Source organism: Domibacillus sp. DTU_2020_1001157_1_SI_ALB_TIR_016 (assembly GCF_032341995.1).
Taxonomy (GTDB): domain Bacteria; phylum Bacillota; class Bacilli; order Bacillales; family Domibacillaceae; genus Domibacillus; species Domibacillus indicus_A.
Genome location: NZ_CP135439.1, coordinates 1719273 through 1739284, shown reverse-complemented (window position 1 = coordinate 1739284; position 20012 = coordinate 1719273). Strand labels below are relative to the sequence as shown.

At 40.6% G+C, this 20012-nt stretch carries 18 protein-coding genes and 1 pseudogene; 7 read left to right on the top strand and 12 right to left on the bottom strand.

Features of this window, described 5'->3' with window-relative positions:
• Nucleotides 1–34: 34 nt before the first annotated feature.
• The 3 genes from RRU94_RS16735 to RRU94_RS16725 all read right to left on the bottom strand — a co-directional run bounded on the left by RRU94_RS16735 (nucleotide 35) and on the right by RRU94_RS16725 (nucleotide 5044).
• Entirely contained in the window at nucleotides 35–1174 is a 1140-nt protein-coding gene (locus RRU94_RS16735; RefSeq protein ID WP_315692012.1) for an acyl-CoA dehydrogenase, read from the bottom strand.
• An 862-nt stretch (nucleotides 1175–2036) separates the two neighbouring features.
• Nucleotides 2037–2939 carry an ROK family protein gene (locus RRU94_RS16730; RefSeq protein ID WP_315692011.1) on the bottom strand — a complete coding sequence of 301 codons (903 nt, stop codon included), beginning with the start codon at nucleotides 2937–2939 and terminating at the stop codon, nucleotides 2037–2039.
• 218 nt (nucleotides 2940–3157) lie between these two features.
• The gene (locus RRU94_RS16725; RefSeq protein ID WP_315692010.1) at nucleotides 3158–5044 is read right to left on the bottom strand and encodes a beta-glucoside-specific PTS transporter subunit IIABC; all 1887 of its coding nucleotides are present in this window, start codon (nucleotides 5042–5044) and stop codon (nucleotides 3158–3160) included.
• 180 nt (nucleotides 5045–5224) lie between these two features.
• Between RRU94_RS16725 and RRU94_RS16720 the strand changes: the two genes are divergently transcribed.
• Nucleotides 5225–5935, top strand: a complete 711-nt coding sequence (locus RRU94_RS16720) for a GntR family transcriptional regulator (RefSeq protein ID WP_315692009.1) — start codon at nucleotides 5225–5227, stop codon at nucleotides 5933–5935.
• A gap of 281 nt (nucleotides 5936–6216) precedes the next feature.
• Here RRU94_RS16720 and RRU94_RS16715 read toward each other — a convergent pair whose 3' ends face one another.
• The 3 genes from RRU94_RS16715 to RRU94_RS16705 all read right to left on the bottom strand — a co-directional run bounded on the left by RRU94_RS16715 (nucleotide 6217) and on the right by RRU94_RS16705 (nucleotide 9772).
• A complete protein-coding gene (locus RRU94_RS16715) occupies nucleotides 6217–6471 on the bottom strand; it encodes a SemiSWEET transporter (RefSeq protein ID WP_251271812.1) in 255 nt (84 codons plus the stop codon).
• 22 nt (nucleotides 6472–6493) lie between these two features.
• Nucleotides 6494–7957, bottom strand: coding sequence for a 6-phospho-beta-glucosidase BglA (gene bglA / locus RRU94_RS16710; RefSeq protein ID WP_315692008.1), 1464 nt, complete (start codon nucleotides 7955–7957; stop codon nucleotides 6494–6496).
• Between the two features lie 666 nt (nucleotides 7958–8623).
• A complete protein-coding gene (locus tag RRU94_RS16705; protein ID WP_315692007.1) occupies nucleotides 8624–9772 on the bottom strand; it encodes an ElyC/SanA/YdcF family protein in 1149 nt (382 codons plus the stop codon).
• Between the two features lie 727 nt (nucleotides 9773–10499).
• On the opposite strand from RRU94_RS16705, the pseudogene RRU94_RS16700 reads away from it, so the two are divergent.
• A pseudogene (locus RRU94_RS16700) lies at nucleotides 10500–11013 on the top strand (DUF3916 domain-containing protein).
• 748 nt (nucleotides 11014–11761) lie between these two features.
• Here the strand turns inward: RRU94_RS16700 and RRU94_RS16695 are convergent.
• Entirely contained in the window at nucleotides 11762–12139 is a 378-nt protein-coding gene (locus RRU94_RS16695) for a DnaJ family domain-containing protein (RefSeq protein WP_315692006.1), read from the bottom strand.
• Between the two features lie 363 nt (nucleotides 12140–12502).
• Here RRU94_RS16695 and qoxA point away from each other — a divergent pair, with 363 nt between their 5' ends.
• Genes qoxA through qoxD form a run of 4 tightly spaced genes read left to right on the top strand, consistent with a single transcriptional unit; the run spans nucleotide 12503 to nucleotide 16297 of the window.
• Complete coding sequence (gene qoxA, locus RRU94_RS16690) at nucleotides 12503–13432, top strand: cytochrome aa3 quinol oxidase subunit II (protein ID WP_315692005.1); 930 nt, start codon at nucleotides 12503–12505, stop codon at nucleotides 13430–13432.
• A 30-nt stretch (nucleotides 13433–13462) separates the two neighbouring features.
• Complete coding sequence (gene qoxB / locus RRU94_RS16685; RefSeq protein WP_315692004.1) at nucleotides 13463–15409, top strand: cytochrome aa3 quinol oxidase subunit I; 1947 nt, start codon at nucleotides 13463–13465, stop codon at nucleotides 15407–15409.
• Nucleotides 15409–16005, top strand: a complete 597-nt coding sequence (qoxC, locus tag RRU94_RS16680) for a cytochrome aa3 quinol oxidase subunit III (protein ID WP_315692003.1) — start codon at nucleotides 15409–15411, stop codon at nucleotides 16003–16005. The genes qoxB and qoxC overlap by 1 nt, the downstream gene beginning before the upstream one ends.
• Nucleotides 16006–16009: 4 nt before the next feature.
• Entirely contained in the window at nucleotides 16010–16297 is a 288-nt protein-coding gene (gene qoxD / locus RRU94_RS16675) for a cytochrome aa3 quinol oxidase subunit IV (protein ID WP_315696009.1), read from the top strand.
• A 31-nt stretch (nucleotides 16298–16328) separates the two neighbouring features.
• Here the strand turns inward: qoxD and RRU94_RS16670 are convergent, their stop codons facing one another.
• From RRU94_RS16670 to RRU94_RS16655, 4 genes are all read right to left on the bottom strand, one after another.
• Entirely contained in the window at nucleotides 16329–16559 is a 231-nt protein-coding gene (locus RRU94_RS16670; protein WP_251270712.1) for a hypothetical protein, read from the bottom strand.
• A 132-nt stretch (nucleotides 16560–16691) separates the two neighbouring features.
• Nucleotides 16692–17330, bottom strand: a complete 639-nt coding sequence (locus tag RRU94_RS16665; RefSeq protein WP_315692002.1) for an MOSC domain-containing protein — start codon at nucleotides 17328–17330, stop codon at nucleotides 16692–16694.
• A 12-nt stretch (nucleotides 17331–17342) separates the two neighbouring features.
• On the bottom strand, nucleotides 17343–17804 hold the full coding sequence (locus RRU94_RS16660) for a GNAT family N-acetyltransferase (RefSeq protein ID WP_315692001.1): 462 nt from the start codon (nucleotides 17802–17804) through the stop codon (nucleotides 17343–17345).
• 71 nt (nucleotides 17805–17875) lie between these two features.
• Complete coding sequence (locus tag RRU94_RS16655; RefSeq protein ID WP_315692000.1) at nucleotides 17876–18448, bottom strand: spore coat protein; 573 nt, start codon at nucleotides 18446–18448, stop codon at nucleotides 17876–17878.
• A 158-nt stretch (nucleotides 18449–18606) separates the two neighbouring features.
• Here RRU94_RS16655 and RRU94_RS16650 point away from each other — a divergent pair, with 158 nt between their 5' ends.
• Nucleotides 18607–18915 carry a hypothetical protein gene (locus tag RRU94_RS16650; protein ID WP_315691999.1) on the top strand — a complete coding sequence of 103 codons (309 nt, stop codon included), beginning with the start codon at nucleotides 18607–18609 and terminating at the stop codon, nucleotides 18913–18915.
• A 21-nt stretch (nucleotides 18916–18936) separates the two neighbouring features.
• Here RRU94_RS16650 and RRU94_RS16645 read toward each other — a convergent pair whose 3' ends face one another.
• The gene (locus tag RRU94_RS16645) at nucleotides 18937–19902 is read right to left on the bottom strand and encodes a cation diffusion facilitator family transporter (RefSeq protein ID WP_315691998.1); all 966 of its coding nucleotides are present in this window, start codon (nucleotides 19900–19902) and stop codon (nucleotides 18937–18939) included.
• Nucleotides 19903–20012 lie beyond the last annotated feature (110 nt).

Sequence of the window (20012 nt, the reverse complement as noted above, 5' to 3'; positions counted from 1 at the left end):
CCTTTTTAATATTGATATTTAATAATGTTTTTTCTTAACAACCCACTTCACGTGCTATAACCATTCGTTGTATTTCAGAGGTTCCTTCCCCAATCTCTAAAAGTTTGGCGTCACGGAAGAACCGCTCAACTTGATACTCTTTCATATAGCCGTATCCGCCATGGATCTGTACGGCTTGATCACAAACTCTCATGCATATTTCCGAAGCATATAATTTAGCCATGGCCGCTTCCTTTTTAAATGATCTTCCTTGATCTTTCAGCCACGCCGCTTTGTAAACCATGTTGCGTGCTAATTCAATATTCATAGCCATATCAGCAAGCTTAAATTGAATAGCTTGGAATGCGGATAAGCTTTTGCCAAATTGTTTTCTTTCTTTCGCATATTGAAGTGACTTTTCATAAGCCCCCTGAGCAATTCCAACAGCCATCGCTCCAATGCCAATTCTCCCGCCATCAAGAGTGGCCAAAAATTGTTTAAAACCATTTCCTTCTACACCAAGGATATTTTCTTTGGGAACGCTTACATTTTCTAAAACTAACTCTGTTGTATTTGAAGCGTGAAGACCCATCTTTTCATAATTGTTAATGACAGTAAAGCCAGTTGTATCAGTAGGCACAATAAACGCACTAATTCCATTCGTTCCTTTTGTTCGGTCCGTAACAGCAGTGATTGCGAGGTTTTGGGCATAGCTTGCATTGGTTATAAAACATTTAGAACCAGAAAGCATCCATTGATCCCCATCAAGCGTTGCAGTCGTTTGTGTGCCTCCTGCGTCAGAACCAGCATTTGGTTCAGTCAAGCCAAAAGCCCCTAGGTATTTCCCTGTACACAGTGGAGTTAAATATTGCTCCTTTTGCTCATGCGTACCAAATAAATGAATAGGTGCTCCCCCTAAAGAAATATGTGCAGAGTAGGTGATACCTGTAGATCCACACACACGGCTTAACTCTTCTACAACAATGGCAAAGCTGATTGTATCTGCCTCAGCGCCCCCATATTGTTCAGGAAAAGGAAGACCCATCATACCCAGTTCCGCTAATTGCTCGAATATCTTCTTTGGAAATTCACCGGTACGGTCCCTCTCATCTGCTCCGGGAGCTACTTCAGCTTTTGCAAAATCACGAATCAACTTACGTATCATAGCTTGTTCTTTCGTTAAATCAAAATCCATTCATCTTCAGTCCTTTCTTTTTTCGCTTTTTTAAAACATTTAAGTAATGATCCTGCATTAGAGAAATAGTATTAATTTAATCGGATAACTTGTTTAATGAATGTTATTATTTCAATTTATTCAATAAAACACTAAAATTAAGACGGTTTCTTGCATTCCTAAATATTCCAATAACTGCATTATAATGAATTGGACAATACAGCACTATACTCATCCTCCTGAAAATTGGACGAAAAAATTTGTGGAATCGCATCAAAATGAAAATCACTTGTAAAACGAAAAGAGAATTAGTATGAGTGATGATAAGTAAGAATCGGGAATCGGTGTAAGAAAAAAGGTAGAAGAACAGGGAGAGTAAAGACCTTAGCGCCTAACCCCCACTAAACCAAAGATTTTGAAGGGGAATGCGGCGCTAATTTTTTGTTCAATTATAATTAAAACGATTTCTGCCGTAGATGCTGCGGGTGGAGGGTCTTTATAACTATACAATAATAACCAGAACTGTTTGATCGCTAAATCAGCTCAAGGCCTGTTTTATCCTGAGATTTTTAAACAAATTAAACTAAAACCCGGTGAATCAATGACTGGTAAGACTTTCGCCATAAGAAAATGCCTCACTTTTCCTAACAAAGGAGAAATAAAAAAAGCTCCGACACCTTTATCCACAAATAATTATGATTTATTAAGAAACTCTATTCCAAAAAATTTTCATTTCACACTGTAATTTATTATCCTATTCTGTTAAAATACCGCTTTATCGGAATTATCACTTCAGATTCGTGTGAACCTCTCCATCAAAATCTTGAATTTAGGTGGAGAGGTTCACTACTGGCTTAAAACCGGGATCAGTCCCACCGGCTGACTACCGCTTTTTCATTGTTACCAAAAAATGATACAGGGCGCCGTACAGATTGGCATCGTTTTGAAAATGGCAAGTGACCACTTGTGGATTTGCCATATGCAAAATTGGATTGTGCTGTTTTAATTCTTGGATTGCCCAGTTAATACGCTCAAGTAAAACCGGCTGGGCACTAATGCCTCCGCCAATGGCAAACCGTTCTGGATCAATGATATACTGTAAATTTAAAATTTGCGCCGCCAGCTGAAGGCAATATTTATCAAAGATTGCGGTTGCTTCTTCATCTTGATTGTTAATGAACTCAAACACCGCTTCACCATCAGTCAGGTTCTCAAGCTGCTTCGCACCTGCAATTTGGCGTACCATTTCTACCGCAGAGCAATAATTCCCGAAAAGACTCGCTTGCTTTGTGTCAGGGTGGATATCCCTAATAATATAGCTGACTTCGCCGGCAGACATGGTGATCCCCCTGCGGACTTTCCCTCCTAGAATAATACCACCACCCACGCCGCTGCCAAGCACCAGCACCACAGCATCGTTGATTCCTTTGACGCTTCCAAGCCACATTTCTGCCATCGCAGCGCATTTTGCATCATTTTCAATGGAAACATTTTTTTGGTATTTCTTTTGAATCATTTCCATTATATTTACTTCATGTAAAAAAGGGAAAGACCCACCGTGATAAATAATCCCTGTTTCAACATCTACAATGCCCGGACAGCTAATGGCAATTCCTTTTATCTCGTTTCTGTCGCCTTGTTCTTCAATAATAGAAAACAGAGCATGAAGGAAATTCGTTAAATTGGTTTTCGGTGTTGGCTTTTTGTTTTTATGAATAATAGCTCCTGCTCTGGTCATAAGGGCATATTTAATAAACGTGCCACCGATGTCAATTGATAAATACATAAGCATCTCCTTTACGCTAATCCAATTTTTTAAGTATATGTACAAGGATGAAAAAGAAGATTGTGGTACTGAATAAAAAATATTACTTGAAAAAGAGTTTAATTTTCATCCTGCAATATGAAATATGATAAAAAGAAGCGGCTTCTTTAAGCCGCTTCTTAATTTTGATGCTCGTCTTTGTTTCTTTTTCTCTGTATCCAAAAAGCTTTCAGTTTTTCCTATTTTACAACTGTAAGCAGTCTGTCACTTAATGTACTTGTTTGGATATTTTCAACGATCACTTCTTGATAAGCACCTGAATTTGTAATAATGATCGGTGTGATTGTTGTCAGCCCTTTGCTGTGAATGAAGTCTTTATCAAATTCGATCAGGGTATCACCTTTTTTGAATTTGTCACCATCAGCTACCTTCAGCGCAAACGGCTCACCATTTAAGTTAACTGTATCAAGACCAATGTGGACAAGCAATTCAACTCCTGATTCTGAACGAAGACCGATTGCATGCTTGGTTGGTGCCACCATCACAACCGTTCCGTCAAATGGAGCATGCAGCTTGTTGTCTGTCGGTTCAATCGCCAGCCCCTGCCCCATAGCACCTGAGCTGAATACTTCATCCGGCACTTCAGAAAGCGGGATCACTTTGCCGTTAAATGGAGCGTATACTGCTTCTTCATTGTTTGTAAGGCTGCTTGATTGCCCTTCCTCTGCAGCAGGTGTATCGTCTGCTTTTTTGGCTGTATCTTCACCGAAACCAAAGATCTGGATTAACACAATAGGAAGTACGATCGCAATCGCAGCACCGAGTAAAATCCCCCAGATAGACATTGGGTACTCTGGATTGATTCCGTTTACAATCGTAAGCGGTCCTGGAAGTCCTGCGTAAGCAAAGTAATATGGATTAAAGAAACTTGCGGCAACCGCACCGATTGCACCGGAAATGCATCCGAAAATAAATGGCTTTTTAAATCGTAATGTTACCCCGTAAATGGCTGGCTCTGTAATACCAAACAGTCCGGTTACACCAGCTGACACACTGACTTTGCGTGTTTCCTGGCTTTTTGCTTTTAAGATCACACCGAGTACTGCACCGACTTGTGCAATAACGGCGATCGTTTGATACGCCTGGAACGAATCGCGGCCGTATAAATCATAGTTTGCCAGTACCATTGGCGTAATGCCCCAGTGAACGCCGAAGATTACGATCACTTGCCAGAATCCGCCGATGATGGCTCCCGCTACAGCCGGTGCATTTTCAGCTAAGAAGTTGTATCCGTTTGCAATTCCAGTCGCACCCGCTGTTGTAACAGGGCCGATCAATAGAATTGTGAGCGGAACCATAATGACCAAGGATAATAATGGAACAAGCAATGGTCTAACAACTTCGTTCATGTTCTTGTTTAAAAATCTTTCAAGGTAAGACAAAATCCATACTAAAAAGAGCGGCGGCAATACAGACGATGTATACGTCGTTGGAGACAGCGCAAGCCCTAAGAAATTCATGCTGTTTCCTTCTGTAATTTGAGCTGCGATTTCTGCCCAGGTTGGACTGACTAGTGCCGCACAGCAGGCAACTGCGATATACAAATTGGTTTTAAAATGATTCGCTGCTGTAATCGCGATAAAAATCGGCAGGAACGTAAACGGTGCCCATGAAATAAAACTAAATACTTGATAAGTCCCTGTTTCAGCAAAGCCGGGAAACAATAAATTAATGATGATGAGCGCACCCTGCAAAATACCCGCTGCAGCCAAAATGTAGATAAATGGCGCAAATACCGCTGACATCGTTGCAATAATACGGTTTACAACCGTGCCTTTGTTTTCATTTTGTACATCGGTTGATTGCAGGTTTACTAATCCAGCAAACTTCTCGTACACTTCCCCTACGTGCTGGCCAATCACGACTTGAAACTGGCCGCCGTTTTCTACTACGGTGATCACGCCTGGCATGGATGCTACTTTATCTTTTGCTTTTGGATTGGACCGCTTCAGCACCAGTCTTAGCCGTGTCGCACAGCGTGTCGCTCCAATGACATTTTCTTCTCCGCCAACTGCTTCTAAAATATCTTTTGCAAGCTGAGAATAATCTCTCACTTTTCCGGACATTTGAAACCCTCCTTTAATTGCGTTTTGTTTTTTTATACGCTTTCATTATAATTGTACCGGTACAATTAATCAATACCTAAACAAAAAATTTAATTATATATAATTCGAAGAGAGGGTCAATTTGAGTTTATGCTATAATGCTGATAATGAATAAAACGAATACACAAATGAGGACGGACTATGCTAAAATACCAGCAAATCGCGGCAGAAATTGAAAAATACATCGAAGATCATGCGCTTCAGCAGGGCGACAAACTGCCTGTTTTAGAAACATTAATGGCACAGTTTGAAGTAAGCAAAAGCACGATTACGAAATCATTAGACCTGTTAGAAAGAAAAGGAGTGGTCTTCCAGGTTCGGGGCAGCGGCATTTTTGCCAGAAGGCATAAAAGAAAAGGCTATATCAGCCTTCTGTCTAATCAAGGGTTTAAAAAAGAGCTCGAAGGTGTTCAGATAACCTCAAAAGTAATCGAATTAGAAGTAAAGAAACCGACAAAAGAAGCAGCCCATAATTTAAATATTGGACTTGATGAGGAAGTGTATTATGTTAAACGGGTTCGCTATATTCAGGAGCAGACGCTATGTTTAGAAGAATCCTACTATAATAAATCCATCATTACTTATTTAAATAATGAAATTGTGACCGAATCGATCTTTAACTACATTAAAGAAGGATTGGGATTAAAGGTTGGCTTTTCCGATGTGTACTTGCATGTAGATAAGCTGAACGAGGAAGAAGCAGATTATTTAGGCTTGAAAAATGGAGACCCTAAGCTTTTAGTGGAAAGTGTTTTTCATTTAACGAACGGACAGCCCTTTAACTTCTCAAAAGTGACCTATAACTATCAGCAGTCACAATTCTTTATCCAGGCAAACAGCCATTTCTCCTGAAATGGCTGTTTGTTTGTTTTGTTTAGAGTCAGCTGGCTTGAGTTGTGATGTGTAAAGTCCTCTTAATCACGCCTCTTCTACATCTGGTATTACTAATGCACTTTATTATTTAAAGAAAGAGGTTTGTGATACGTATAGCTCTGCTAATCATGGAAACTAGTGCAGCCAGCTTGAATAGGGTGCCTGAATGCATAAAAAAAGACAAGGTGATCTCAAATCAGAGATTTAAGAACCACTTTGTCTACAGTTTGAAAGCTGGACAAAAGTCCAGCTTTTCTTTTTTAATTATACTTTACTTTCAGCCCCAGAATAATTAAGGCGAAAAATAAGGTAATGGAATTGGCCAGTATAACCGGCAAGTCATTCGTGAAAACCCCGTACACTACCCAAAGAGCTAGTCCCGCTGCAAACATGCTGTACATCAGCAGGGAAATGCCTTCTGTATTTTTTTCTTTGAGCGTTTTAATCGTTTGGGGCAAAAAGGATAAAGTGGTCAGGCTGGCGCCTAAAATACCAATGATTGTGAAAAGACTCATCGTTCATCTCTTTTCCTGGCGATTATTTTTTTACCTGGCTTACAGGTTCTAACTGTTTGCCGTTTGTCGCAATGACATTTTTGTACCATTCAAATGAATCTTTCTTGAAACGCTTCATTGAACCGTTTCCTTCATTGTCACGATCCACGTAAATCATGCCGTAGCGCTTCTTCATTTCACCTGTTGTGAAAGACACAATATCGATAATTCCCCATGGTGTGTAGCCCATCAAGTCCACGCCATCGTATGTCACTGCTTTTTCTAATGCTTCGATATGTGATTTCAAGTAATCGATTCTTTGTGTGTCATGGATGGATCCATCTTCTTCTACGGTATCAATCGCACCAAATCCATTTTCAACGATAAAGAGCGGAACTTGATAACGGTCATAGAAACGGTTCAATGTGTAGCGCAGTCCCGTTGGATCGATCGCCCAGCCCCAGTCGCTTGATTTGATGTAAGGATTTTCCACGCCATTCGGCAGCCCGCCGTTTACAATATCTCCTGTATTGTCCTGCTCTACATCGCTTTTAACTGTTGTCGACATATAATAGCTGAAACCTAAGTAATCGACTTTACCGCTGCGCAGGATTTCTTCATCTCCGTCTTCAAACGGAATGCTGTAGCCTTCTCTTTCAAATTCTTTGAGCGCATAGCTTGGGTAATAGCCGCGCACTTGTACATCCGCGAAGAAATAACGCTGTCTCATTTCTTCTTCCGCCAGCATCACATCTTCTGGATTAGAGGAATAAGGATAAATCGGTACGTGAGACACCATTGCGCCGATTTGGAACTCCGGGTTAATTTCTTTTCCTTTTGCGACTGCCAGTGCACTGGCAACCAGCTCATGATGCCCAGCCTGATACATGACTTCTTTTGCATTTTCGCCTTCTTTAACCACCACGCCGGAGTTTGTCCACAAGAATAACGGGTTGCGGACGTCCATTTTGTTGTTAATTTCGTTAAACGTCATCCAGTATTTCACTTTGTTTTTATAACGCTTAAAGCATACTTCAGCAAACTTGGCAAAGAACTCAACGACTTTTCGGCTTCTGAATCCGCCGTACTCCCGTGCCAGATGAAGCGGCATTTCAAAGTGAGACAGGGTAATCACCGGTTCAATGCCATGCTTTAGAAGTTCATCAAATAGATCATCATAAAATTGCAGCCCTTCTTCGTTTGGCTCCGCTTCGTCGCCTTTTGGGAAAATGCGGCTCCAGCCGATTGATGTGCGCAGGCATTTCAATCCCATCTCCGCAAAAAGAGCAACATCTTCTTTGTAGCGGTGGTAGAAATCAATCGCTTCATGGTTTGGATAAAATTCGTTTTCTTCAATCGTATCCGTAATTTTTCTTGGCACTCCATGCGCCCCCGCTGTCATCACATCTACCACACTTGGCCCTTTACCGCCTTGATTCCATCCACCTTCAAATTGGTGGGCGGCTAGTGCGCCGCCCCATAAAAAGTCTTTTGGCATGTTTGTCATTATTTTTTCCTCCTTGTTTTACAACGTTCCATAACTTTTGATTTAATACACTTTTTTCATATCTTCAATACTGATCCTCCCTAATTATAATTGTTACGGTATAATTAATCAATCAATGTATAAAAAAATTATTTGATATAAATTTAAAAGCTTTTATTTTATTTGTTCTATAATGTTTTTAAGGTAATTTGAGAAGACCAGCGTTTTTCTTCTCCTTCCATTCCGGAAGCGAGACTGATACGCAAAGGTTTAGGGGACTTCTATTTTATTGTGCTGGGAAATGACGGCACTTTGGGCTACATGGATGGGATCTATACATATCGAGATAAATAATGAATCAGCAACGTTAATTAAAGAAATACAGAGTTAATCTGTAAAAATTAGCTCTATATTTTCTTTAAAGAGATGTTAATTTTGAGCAATATGTTGAGACGATTTAAAAATTAAAAAACAGCTTTCATATTTCTTGAAAGCTGCCTCTCTTTGAACGAAAAATTAGCCCTGCATTCCCCATCAAAATCTTTGATTTAGGTGGAGAGGTTCACTAAAGAAAAATAATCCCTCCTGTGTGACATGTTTTTTTCAACAGCCTACACAAAAGGGATAATATCTTCTAAATTCCAGAAAACTTACTTCTAATAAGAATGTTTAGCAGGAACTTTTCGTTTATCTTTGAAGCCCAGGATATTGCCAGATTCCAGAAGTTCTAAACAGGTCACGATAGATAACAAGAATTTCATCTTTAGATACTTTGTGTGCTTCCTCTATGGATGGATAATCTAAATAAACAACGTTAGTAAAGTTTCTGTCGCTGTTTTCACCATTCATTTTATCGTAAAAATTGCTGGCTTCTTTAAATACAGTTAATGCTCTTCTCATGTGGCTTGCACTTGTAACAAGCGTCACATCTTTTAATCCCTCTTTATCAAGCATGGCGGTTGAAAAAAGAGCATTTTCAACAGTATCTGTTGACTTGTTTTCGAGAATAATTCTATCTTTTTCAATTCCTTGAGAGATCAGCCAATTACTCATTGCATCAGCTTCTGTAATTCCTTGTTTAGGAACTCCACCAGTTACAATAATTTTTGAATTTGGATATTGTTTCGCAATGGAAAGTCCTGCTTTCAAACGCTCAATTAGAGTTTCCTTCATAGTTCCATCATCGGCAAGTGCATATCCAAGTATTACAATTGCATGATCTTTTTGTGGTAAATCTGATGGAGCCGAAGTGTTTAGTTTTCCATTTATAATAGTTTCTGTCGTTTTTAATTTTTGAAGATATTCATTTGCTTTTTTAGAATCTATCTGTTTTAAGTTTGAAATCGAGCTTTTATATGAAGAATTGTCACCATTCACTTTTGAGTAAACTCCGTGAAGCAGATTTGCATTGAAATGATTTGGATCCAGATTTAAAATCTGCTTATATGTTTGTAAAGCTTCTGGAGTTTTTTTCTGAATGATTTGTGTTGATGCAAGTGAAAGTTTCAAATCAAGATCATAAGGATCTAGTTGTGCTGCTTCTTTAAATGCATTTTCAACTACATCATATTTTCCTTTTAGTGTGATTCCCTTAAATATCTCTTTTTCTGCTTGTTGAATATCTCCACCATGCCAGTAATAGTACATGGCGATATCTTTAAATTCATTGATTCTATCAGCTGTAGGTTCATCATTTCTTATAGAGTTTACATTAACATTTTCCGATGGTGCAGCATTTGTTAGCTCTGTCGTTGTTGTATACGCTGTTGCAATGGATACAGTAGACAAAGTAACAGCTAACGCTATACCCAGTTTCTTTTTTATCAAGTTTTTCATGATGTCCTCCTTATTTCTGTATAACCCAATATTTTTTGAGATTATCAGAGTGTCTTAACTATTTGAAAATAACATTATTTTATTTAACTAGTGTGAAGATAAGGTAAGTGTTTTGTAAAATTTTGCGTTTCATGCATTGGAACAAGGGCTGTACAAGAGAAAAGAACCCTCTGTGAAGTGCACCCCAATTGTTAGATGGTGTCTAACAATTGGGGTGCACTTCACAGAGGGTTCTTTTTTTGTTTTAGTCAATTTGGACAAGGTATTTAATCAGCAGTATTGGTCAAATACTGACTAAGTAGATATTGGGCCTGAAAGTAAAGTTTGTACGTTTATAAAATAGAACAGAAGGAGTAAACAACGAGAATGAATAGACGTTCTTTTAGCATTGTGCCTGTTCTAATACTGGTCGGTGTTATTTATCAATTTTCCTGGATGCTTTACAGGGCAATTACTCGCTTTAATTGGGGAACTTTTGGTTCAGACTTAATTGCATTCCTCGTCACAGCTAGCTGTTTTTTTGTAATTTTAAAAATTAAGAAAGATAAACAGTAGCTTTTGAAGAAATGCTCATCCTCATTTCTTACTCAACAATATTGGCCAACTGCCGCTTAAGCTAGAATTAGTCCTGCTTATCTGTATGGACGTACTGTTAAGTAAGAACCTGCTTGTTTATTTAGAAGCTCAAAGTACATAATTTATTATTAGTTAATAAGGAGAAAAAGCCATGCGAGTAAAGAAAGTTCGCGGCATTAAGCGAAAAACGAAAAATATGATTAAACGAATTGAAGAGAGTACAATGGAATTTCCTTCAGAATTTTATAAAGGATACTGGCATTTGCACTTGCCGGTGGCTCAAGCTTTTATAGATTCTAATAAGACTCCCTACAATGTTAAGCAGCTATGCATTCAAACTTTAATAGATAGGACAAAGCATCTTATTGAAGTAAAGCCCGACAGCAAAGAAAAGCTTCGGGTTGTGGCATGTATTGATTTTCCTCATTTATGGGATTCGCAAATTATTGTTTTCAAAGGCGATAGTCACTTTAAGAATTTCTTTAATCGAAACGATGACTCTCAAAGATGGACTCCACTGACAAAGGAAAGAAATATTGAAACCGAATGGGGATTATTTATTTCAAACGGAAATGGAGATAAAGGGTTTTAAAGAAGAAGTTATTGACGATGAAGATGAATACTATCATACAGGAGAAATTTGGTTTATAGGGGAATTGACGTAATTTAAAAGGGGTATCTGTCCCCTGACAGGTTTGTCATGGTTACTTAATGATTTGAAATGGCGAATACTAATAGAAATTGACATATCCCGAATATACCATTTTTTAAGATCCAAAACAGAGTTACTGTAATTACAGTAGTTCTTCTTCATTAATCAAAGAAAATAATCTCTTCAGATATTTGTTTTTTCCCTTTTGAAAGCCGAATTACCTGGATGTTTGGAAGCAAAATGTCTAAAAATGAATATGGAAGCGATACTGCACACGAAAAGAAGAGGCAAGGATTGATAATCTTTAGGAGGAAATCTCTTTTTAAATTAATTTTTGTCTAGCCAATATAATACTCTAAAGTAGAATTGGATGATGAATTAAGCTTATTATTGACTATATCTCAAATTAATTTATTTAATATAGCTAAATCATGAGTCAATTTGTTTCTTACTTCAAAAGAACAAACCATAGAGAAACCAAAGAATTGTTAATCATTGAGTTGTTTTAACGTTATTCCAAACTGTACTTTTTGGTATAGTTTTAATAAGAAGTTAAAATTTTATGTTCATTAAAAACATAAACATAATCCCCCTGGTCATGAGCAATAAGCTGCGGGTTCGACCTTATAATTATGTCAACAACCTCATAACTCCATTCTGTAAGACCCTCAATAAATATTATGTTAACTTTAAAATAAAAAAACGAAGCAAGCCTTTTATATATTTCCCCTTTTTCCTTCCTTTCACTTCATATCCAGCTTTTACTTATCAAACAGTTTTCGTTCGATTTTGTCCTCGTATTGCTTAAACATGGCGGAATTTGTTTTAATTCTTCTTTTAGACAGCAGCTGATTGTAACGAAGCCTTTTTTCATTTAGCTGCTCGTTTAACGACCGTGCCTGGTCTGGATCGTCACAATTGCTTACTAATCGTTCAAGCTCGCGGATATCCTGGCGCAAATGAGCGTCTTCCTGTGTAAAACCAGCATTTTTCAGCATTCTTGCGGCCATTCGCATTTCCGGCGACAATGATGCAAATTCATCCTTCGGCAGCGGTTTTCCAACACCTGGCAGGCGATCAAATGCGCCTTCCTCCATTGCTTTCTTGATCCGTTCTTCAGCAATCCGGAATGAATCCATTTATATTCCTCCATTTTCAATTGAGTGATCTTTATTATAGCCGATCCGAAACAAAATACCGGTAATAAGCCCTTTTTCAACTTGGCAATACTTTACATGCAGCGCTCTGTAAAACAGTTTTATAGACATATTTTCACGAAAGAATCTACTAAGAATTTTCATTTTGTACAAACAAAGGCGAAAACTGTTGAATTTTTTGTGACACTGTCGTGAAAATATTGTTTTTTGCGGCTAATAGGATTAGCATAGAGAGTGGTGAAAAGATCGTTACAACTAGGTTTATCTACTGAAAACAAGCAATTGTGAAGTTGTTAACATTCTTTACGCTTTGAACTACGGAACTACATAAGAAAGGGGTACAGCATGAAAAAGAAATGGTTGTTATTACCAGCGATTTTCACTATTGCTACAGTGCTTGCAGGATGCGAAAATCCGCTAATGGTACTTGATCCAAAAGGGCCGAATGCCAAAACGCTATCTGACACCATTATTATGTCAATCATTGTGATGTGCGGTATTTTATTTGTTGTTTACGTGTTGTATGCGTACATGCTAATCAAGTATCGGGCGTCCAGAATGGGAGAGGATTACGAGCCTCCTCACGAACATGGGAGCACAAAACTAGAAATTATTTGGACGGTTATTCCGATCATAATTGTTGTGTTTTTGTCCGTTATTACAGTGCAATCAACAAGTAAAGTAGAAAGCAAGCCGGTTGGCTATGAAAATGAAGAGCCGCTTGTTATCTATGCAGCATCATCTAACTGGAAATGGCATTTCAGCTATCCGGAGGAAGGCATTGAAACAGTTAACTATGTAAACCTTCCGGTAGATCGTCCAGTAGAGTTCCGTTTGTATTCATACGGACCAATCACGAGCTTCTGGATTCCACAGCTGGCTGGTCAGAAGTATGCGATGAGCGCCCACGTTACAAAGATTCATATGGCTGCAGATGTGCCAGGATCATACATGGGACGTAACTCAAACTTTAATGGTCAAGGTTATGCTCAAATGGAATTTGAAGCACAGGCCATGACACAAGCGGATTATGACGAATGGGTAAATGACGTTAAAACAACAGCACCAAAGCTGACTGACGCTGATTACGATAAGCTGCTTGAAACAGATTTCGTAGGCCGCAAATCGTACTCATCTACTCACCTTGAGTTTAACCCGCCGCCAGAAGGCCAGCATCATGGAACACCTAATGAAGGAACACCTAACACAGAAGAAGATGGAGACAAAACGGCTCCTTCTTCAGAGCCACATACCCATCCGAATCATACTGAGTGATGGACACAACAATGAAAGGAGACACTTAACATGGAGTCGCATGAGCAACAATTTCTCATTCTTAACGAACCCATGATCGTCGGAGCGATGATCAGTATTGTGGTCGGTGCGCTATCCCTTTTTATCGGGATAACCTACTTTAAAAAGTGGGGCTACTTATGGCGTGAATGGATCACAACGGTTGACCATAAAAAAATCGGCGTTATGTACATCTTAGTCGCCCTTGTAATGCTATTCCGTGGAGGCGTTGACGCCCTCCTAATGCGCGGACAAACAGCGATGCCGGAAAACGGCTTGCTTGATGCGCAGCATTACAATGAAATCTTTACAACACACGGCGTTATCATGATCCTGTTTATGGCGATGCCATTTATCATTGGATTAATGAACGTTGTCACACCACTTCAAATTGGTGCGCGTGACGTAGCATTCCCGCGCCTGAACTCCGTCAGCTTCTGGCTGTTCGCGGTTGGGACAGGCTTGTTTAACATTTCATTTATCATCGGGGGATCACCGGATGCCGGCTGGTCTGCTTACTTCCCGCTGGCGAGCTTGGAATTCAGCCCGACAGTCGGAAACAACTATTACGCAATTTCCCTGCAAATCGCAGGTCTTGGTACATTGGCAACGGGGATTAACTTCCTTGTAACGATTTTGAAAATGCGTGCACCAGGCATGACATTAATGAAAATGCCAATGTTTACTTGGTCTATCTTGATCACAAACGTTATCATCGTGTTCGCATTCCCTGTTTTAACAGTAGCACTTGCATTGATGACAATGGACCGTCAATTTGGCACGAAGTTTTTCGCCATGCAGGACGGCGGAATGGACATGCTTTGGGCTAACCTTTTCTGGGTTTGGGGACATCCTGAAGTATATATCGTTATCCTCCCTGCTTTCGGTATTTACAGTGAAATTATTTCAACGTTTGCACGTAAAAACTTGTATGGCTACAAATCAATGGTTATTAGTATGGTGGCGATTTCCCTTCTTTCTTTCGTTGTTTGGGCGCACCACTTTTACACAATGGGCCACGGCGTTATGGTCAACAGCGTATTCTCGATCACAACGATGCTGATTGCCGTTCCAACCGGTGTAAAAATATTCAACTGGCTGCTTACCCTTCATAAAGGGAAAATTAGTTTTACGACACCAATGCTTTACTCGCTTGCATTTATTCCGATTTTCACAATCGGTGGTGTTACTGGGGTTATGCTTGCGATGGCAAGTGCCGATTACCAGTACCACAACACAATGTTCCTAGTGGCGCATTTCCACTATGTATTAATTCCAGGTACGGTATTCGCCGTTATTGCCGGCTTCCATTTCTGGTTCCCGAAAGTCTTCGGTTTCCGTTTAAATGAAAAGCTTGGCAAACTTGCTTTCTGGTTTATTACAATCAGCTTTAACGTGGCGTTCTTCCCGCTGTTCATTCTTGGACTAAACGGTATGACTCGCCGTATGTACACATATTCTGAAAACACTGGCTACGGCCCGCTGAACATGCTTTCATTCCTTGGTGCGGTTGGCTTGGGGATCGGCTTTATCATCCTCGTGTATAACTTGTACTGGAGTATCCGTTATAGCCCGCGCGATGAAACAGGCGATCCATGGGATGCCCGCTCTCTTGAATGGGCAACACACGGTCCTGTACCGTTCTACAACTTTGCACGCATTCCACAAGTGAACGAGCTTGATGCATTCTGGTATGCGAAGAAACACAACAAACCGCTTTGGAGCGGCCCAATTGAAAAGATTCACATGCCAAACAACAGCGGCATGCCGTTCCTTATGAGTGGCGCGTTCTTCGGTGCTGGCTTCTGCCTCGTATTCAGCTGGTGGATCCCGACCATTATTTTCACAATCTTGATCTTTGTCTTTATGGCCCTTCGTTCATTTGAACAAGATCACGGCTACTACGTTTCTGTCGAAGAAGTTGAACGGATAGAACGGGAACTTGGAGGTGAAAAATAATGAAAATTGATGAATCGCTGCCGCTTGAATATAGTACAGAAGAAAACCGGCTGAAGATTCTCGGCTTCTGGATTTTCCTTGGCGCCGAGATCGCCCTTTTCTCTACGCTGTTCGCGGTTTACTTTACGCTTCATAACGGTCACGGAGACGGACCGAGCGCAGAGGAACTGTTTAAAATTACGCCGGTTATGATCGAAACGGTTTTGCTTTTAACAAGTAGTTTCACGATTGGTCTTGGTATCCATGCGATGCGTCTTGGCTTGAAAAAAGCGATGATGACTTTCTTTGTTATCACCCTTGTCCTCGGCCTTGGATTCCTTGGTACAGAGATTTATGAGTTTGTAGAATATATCCATGAAGGTGCCACGATTCAAACAAGCGCCTTTACATCAAGCTTGATGACATTGCTTGGCACTCACGGTGCGCACGTAACGTTCGGCTTTTTCTGGGGAACAGCAATCCTTATTCAAGTAGCAAAACGCGGCTTGACACCGGAAACAGCGAACAAATCGTTTATCTTCTCGCTTTACTGGCACTTCCTAGACGTTGTCTGGATCTTTATCTTCAGCTTCGTTTATTTGAAAGGAATGATGTAAGATGATGAAGCAATTGTTCCCGAAGCAGCACGTGATGGGCTTTGTATTTTCAATGGTCCTCTCGATTGTTGCCTTGGCGGTTCTCGCTTTTGATATGTCATACAAGATGGGAATGGCAGTCCTGCTTGTTACCGCTATTGCGCAAGCCTTGGTTCAGCTTCTTCTCTTTATGCATATCGGGGAATCAGAAGACAAAAACACACTTTACACAAACATCATTTACGCTTTGTTTGTTGGTATTGTAACGATCCTTGGAACATTGTTCACCATGATCTGGGGTTATATGTATTAAGAAAAAACCGGAGCGATTTGCTCCGGTTTTTTTATATCTTCTCGTACCTTGAACTTACTTTCTCTATTAAAATAAATACCAGCCATATGCCAAAGATCCACATTGAACTCACAAGGATGGTTGCACCCACAATGGACATCATGTACCCTTCGTTGTAACCGCTTGCAAAAAGACTCACAAGAAAGATTAATCCGCCAATAACACAGCCCGCGCCTGAGAAATACTTGATAAACGAAAGTATTTTCACTTGCTCTTCTGTCATTTTTTATCAGCTCCTTCTTACTATCTATTTTACGCAGGTTCACAAAATTGTCAAATATTTTTCTTAAAATGTTCAAAATTATTTCAAAAAGTGAACACAAAAAAACAGGAAGAGGTAAATCTTCCCGCCGGGTTATGATGTGTGAAGCCTTTTAAGCAAAGGTTTTTTCCAGCTCTCGGCCAGTTCTTCAAGATCAACAAGCTTTTTGATTTCTTCTTGTGAAGATTCTTTTTTCTTCATAATCTGGTTGGCTTCTTCAACGTTTATAGCAGCTGGATGAATGTGTATACGTTCCAGGCGGCTTCCTGCTCCCACCTTTCCTTCTGTTAAAACGCGAAAGTAAAAGCCTGTATAGCCTGTTTCGTCCACCAGGGAAACAAGCGCTGGTTCATTATGGCGTGCAGCCAGTTTAAAACACGGCTGCCGCGGCTGGCTGATTTGCACCACCGCTTCACCAAGCTGAAAAATGTCCCCGATATGGACGTCTGTTTCAAGCAGTCCGGCTGCTGTAACATTCTCGCCAAACGCAGCTTGCGGCATCGGCCTGCCCAGTGTTTCCGCCCAGTATGTATAGTGCTCATACGGGTATACGCAAACTGCTTTGTCTTCCCCACCGTGATGAACAAGATCTGCCTGTCCATCTCCTTCAAATCCTGTTTTCGATAAAAAAATGGCCTGGTGTACAGGTGATTTTTGAATGCCCGATTGAACAACCTTTTTTCCATACGGCAAATCAGCCGGTTTGCCGACATTAACAGATAGAACTTTCACATGTTTCCCTCCTTAAAAATAATCTGGAATCGGCTCCTGCAGTATGCGCTCATATAAAAACCGATCTGCCCGGACCATACATAAGCCATGGGCATGATGCTGATAAGCAGGAGGCAGCGCTTGAAAGCCAAGCTTTTCATAATAAGCTGTACCGATTTCGCTGTAAAGCATAAACGCAGCAGCCGGGTGCTTGTCCATGCATTGTGTAAGAAGAGCCCTGCCAAGCCCCTGTCCCCTGAAACCAGGTTCAACGACAACAGAGCCAATACCGTACAAGTAAGGGCGCAGCCGAAGCAGCATTAAGGAAGCCGTAATCTCCCTATTCACTCCTTCTAATACATAACGGGTACCGGATGCTTCTTCTTTTTGGTTGTCTTCTATGTACTCGGCAAGCGACCGTCCTTTGGGCCATTCCCGGTGCCCAAGCTCATAAAGTCTTTGCCGTTCATCTGGCAGTGCTTCGCGCAGCAGCATCTCTTCTTTCCTCCTTTCTTTTCCATCGTACAAAAAAACCGTCCCGAAACGCAAGGACGGTTTTTTGTTCTTTAAACGCCTACAGGCTGCAGCGCTGGTGAATATGCCTGCTGGATGATTTTCATGTCCGCTTCGGCCAGCTGCGGCACCTGATAATAGCCGTGTTTATTTTGATAAATCGAAATTTCATATGCCATCTCAATGCAGTTCGGAAGAGAATCCGCTAAAACGCGGCGGACAACCGGGTTTGTTGCTTCAAGAGCCGCCATTGTTTTAAAGGATGCTGCTGATTTAAGGGCACCGAGCAGGAAGGTTGAAATTACTTGATCATTAATTTCCGTTTCGGAGCCAATCGGAGCTATTGGCTGTTTTGATTGAAGACCGTAGTCGAAGTTATTGTCCTGCTTCATTTTATAGCTTTGTGTCGGGACAGCTGGATCTTTTCCGGAACGGAAACAGTCAAGTGTCGTGTTGTATTCCTGCTCGATAAATGTATACTGGCGGTTTAGGATATCAAGCAGTTCTGAATCCTTTACCATTGGGCGCAGCATCGTATATTTGTTTAGTGTGCTGACAGCCATAGAGAGTACTTCATGAACATCAAGTATTTCGTGTGCGCCATGGTTAAATTGCGGTGAAGTCATCCAAATCGCCTCCTGAATAAAGTGTGATGCCCAAATAGTGTGTGGCATCCACCCCGATTTATTCAAAAATGAGCATGGTTGATGTTGTCACTTGCGACCTGAACGTGTAAAAATGGTATATATTAAAATAAAAGATCCAAACTAAAGGAGTATGCCTCATGAATAAAAAAGATCTTGAAGAACACATTATAAATCAATACAAACAGGATGAGCATATGATGGTGCTTGTGTTTGCGCAGTGGTGTGTAAACCATGACCTTGATCCAGCCGGCTTATATAAGCGTGCGTATCCAGGCCAGAAGGAGAACAATGTGTTAAACCAGGCGATCGAATTAACCGTGCCGAAAGAAGAAGCCGGCCATATTTCTGATGAAACCCTTCTGAATGTCTTATCGCTTTATGGCAACGACGACCTTGCTTTTGTGGTAAGTGAGGAAATGAGAAAACACACGAAAAAACCGGATTGAGTTACTCAATCCGGTCCTTATTTATGTTAAGCCTGACTCAGGGCGCCAGGTTGTCTGGTTATCGTCTTCGATAATGCCGAGCGTCACATCACTGATTTCGCTTTCTTCTAAAAGCCGATTTTTTACGCGGAATTTAATGTCATCGGCTTGGGCAAGGGAAAGGCCTTTTCGAAGCTCTATCACCCCATCTACATGATAAGAGCGGCCTTCCTGTATAATACGCAGGTGGTGGATATCGACTGTATCTTCATCCTGTAAAATGGTATTAGCTGTTTTTTGTTCAATTTCAACCGGTGCGGCTACGCCAATTAAGCCAATCATATTATCATATCCAACACGAAACGCTACACCTACCATTAACAAGCCGATCAAAATGGTAATCACGCCATCCGCGGCCAAAATGCCAAAAAACTGAGCAAGCGTAATGCCAATAATCGCTAAAATCGCCCCGGAAGTAGCGACAAGATCTTCATAAAAAACAAGCCGGGTTGCCGGCGACGCTTTACCAACGTTTTTAAATGCCTGTACAAAAACGTTTCCTTTTTTCTCTACGCGTGCTTCCTCTAAAATTTCCTTCATGGCTTTAAACAAAATAAAGCCATCAATGATAACAGCGGCTAAAAGAACCACCACATTGAGCCAGAAGTCTGTTGCCTGTTCGGGATGCTGAAGGAGCTTCCAGCCTTTTAAAATGGTCTCATACGCCATAATTGAAACGACAATTACGGCAATCATACAAAAGATATTTACCAGCCGGCCAAATCCTGTTGGAAATCTTTTTGAAGGCCGCATTTCAGCCAGCGCGCTTCCGAAATAAACAAATCCTTGATTAATGGCATCTGCCAGTGAATGCATGGCAGAAGCAAACATCGTTCCGCTTCCGCTGAAAGCAGCGGCAATAAATTTCAAAACCGCTAACACCGTATTGCCTAGTGCTGCAATCCCCGATGACGTATTTCCTTTTCGCATCAAAGAACCAATTCCCATAAGCCGCCTCCTTTTTTACCTATCTATACCCAATAACATGGACTGCTACTCTCGAAGAAGCGGTACAACACCCTTTTCATGTTCGTTACTCCTGGCATCCTGACAAATAT

Excerpts from the sequence above, each read along its gene's own strand:
- RRU94_RS16735 (WP_315692012.1), bottom strand. The coding sequence starts at position 1,174 with ATGGATTTTGATTTAACGAAAGAACAAGCTATGATACGTAAGTTGATT.
- RRU94_RS16730 (WP_315692011.1), bottom strand. The coding sequence starts at position 2,939 with ATGTATTTATCAATTGACATCGGTGGCACGTTTATTAAATATGCCCTT.
- RRU94_RS16725 (WP_315692010.1), bottom strand. The coding sequence starts at position 5,044 with ATGTCCGGAAAAGTGAGAGATTATTCTCAGCTTGCAAAAGATATTTTA.
- RRU94_RS16720 (WP_315692009.1), top strand. The coding sequence starts at position 5,225 with ATGCTAAAATACCAGCAAATCGCGGCAGAAATTGAAAAATACATCGAA.
- RRU94_RS16715 (WP_251271812.1), bottom strand. The coding sequence starts at position 6,471 with ATGAGTCTTTTCACAATCATTGGTATTTTAGGCGCCAGCCTGACCACT.
- bglA (WP_315692008.1), bottom strand. The coding sequence starts at position 7,957 with ATGACAAACATGCCAAAAGACTTTTTATGGGGCGGCGCACTAGCCGCC.
- RRU94_RS16705 (WP_315692007.1), bottom strand. The coding sequence starts at position 9,772 with ATGAAAAACTTGATAAAAAAGAAACTGGGTATAGCGTTAGCTGTTACT.
- RRU94_RS16695 (WP_315692006.1), bottom strand. The coding sequence starts at position 12,139 with ATGGATTCATTCCGGATTGCTGAAGAACGGATCAAGAAAGCAATGGAG.
- qoxA (WP_315692005.1), top strand. The coding sequence starts at position 12,503 with ATGAAAAAGAAATGGTTGTTATTACCAGCGATTTTCACTATTGCTACA.
- qoxB (WP_315692004.1), top strand. The coding sequence starts at position 13,463 with ATGGAGTCGCATGAGCAACAATTTCTCATTCTTAACGAACCCATGATC.
- qoxC (WP_315692003.1), top strand. The coding sequence starts at position 15,409 with ATGAAAATTGATGAATCGCTGCCGCTTGAATATAGTACAGAAGAAAAC.
- qoxD (WP_315696009.1), top strand. The coding sequence starts at position 16,010 with ATGAAGCAATTGTTCCCGAAGCAGCACGTGATGGGCTTTGTATTTTCA.
- RRU94_RS16670 (WP_251270712.1), bottom strand. The coding sequence starts at position 16,559 with ATGACAGAAGAGCAAGTGAAAATACTTTCGTTTATCAAGTATTTCTCA.
- RRU94_RS16660 (WP_315692001.1), bottom strand. The coding sequence starts at position 17,804 with ATGCTGCTGCGCGAAGCACTGCCAGATGAACGGCAAAGACTTTATGAG.
- RRU94_RS16655 (WP_315692000.1), bottom strand. The coding sequence starts at position 18,448 with ATGACTTCACCGCAATTTAACCATGGCGCACACGAAATACTTGATGTT.
- RRU94_RS16650 (WP_315691999.1), top strand. The coding sequence starts at position 18,607 with ATGAATAAAAAAGATCTTGAAGAACACATTATAAATCAATACAAACAG.
- RRU94_RS16645 (WP_315691998.1), bottom strand. The coding sequence starts at position 19,902 with ATGGGAATTGGTTCTTTGATGCGAAAAGGAAATACGTCATCGGGGATT.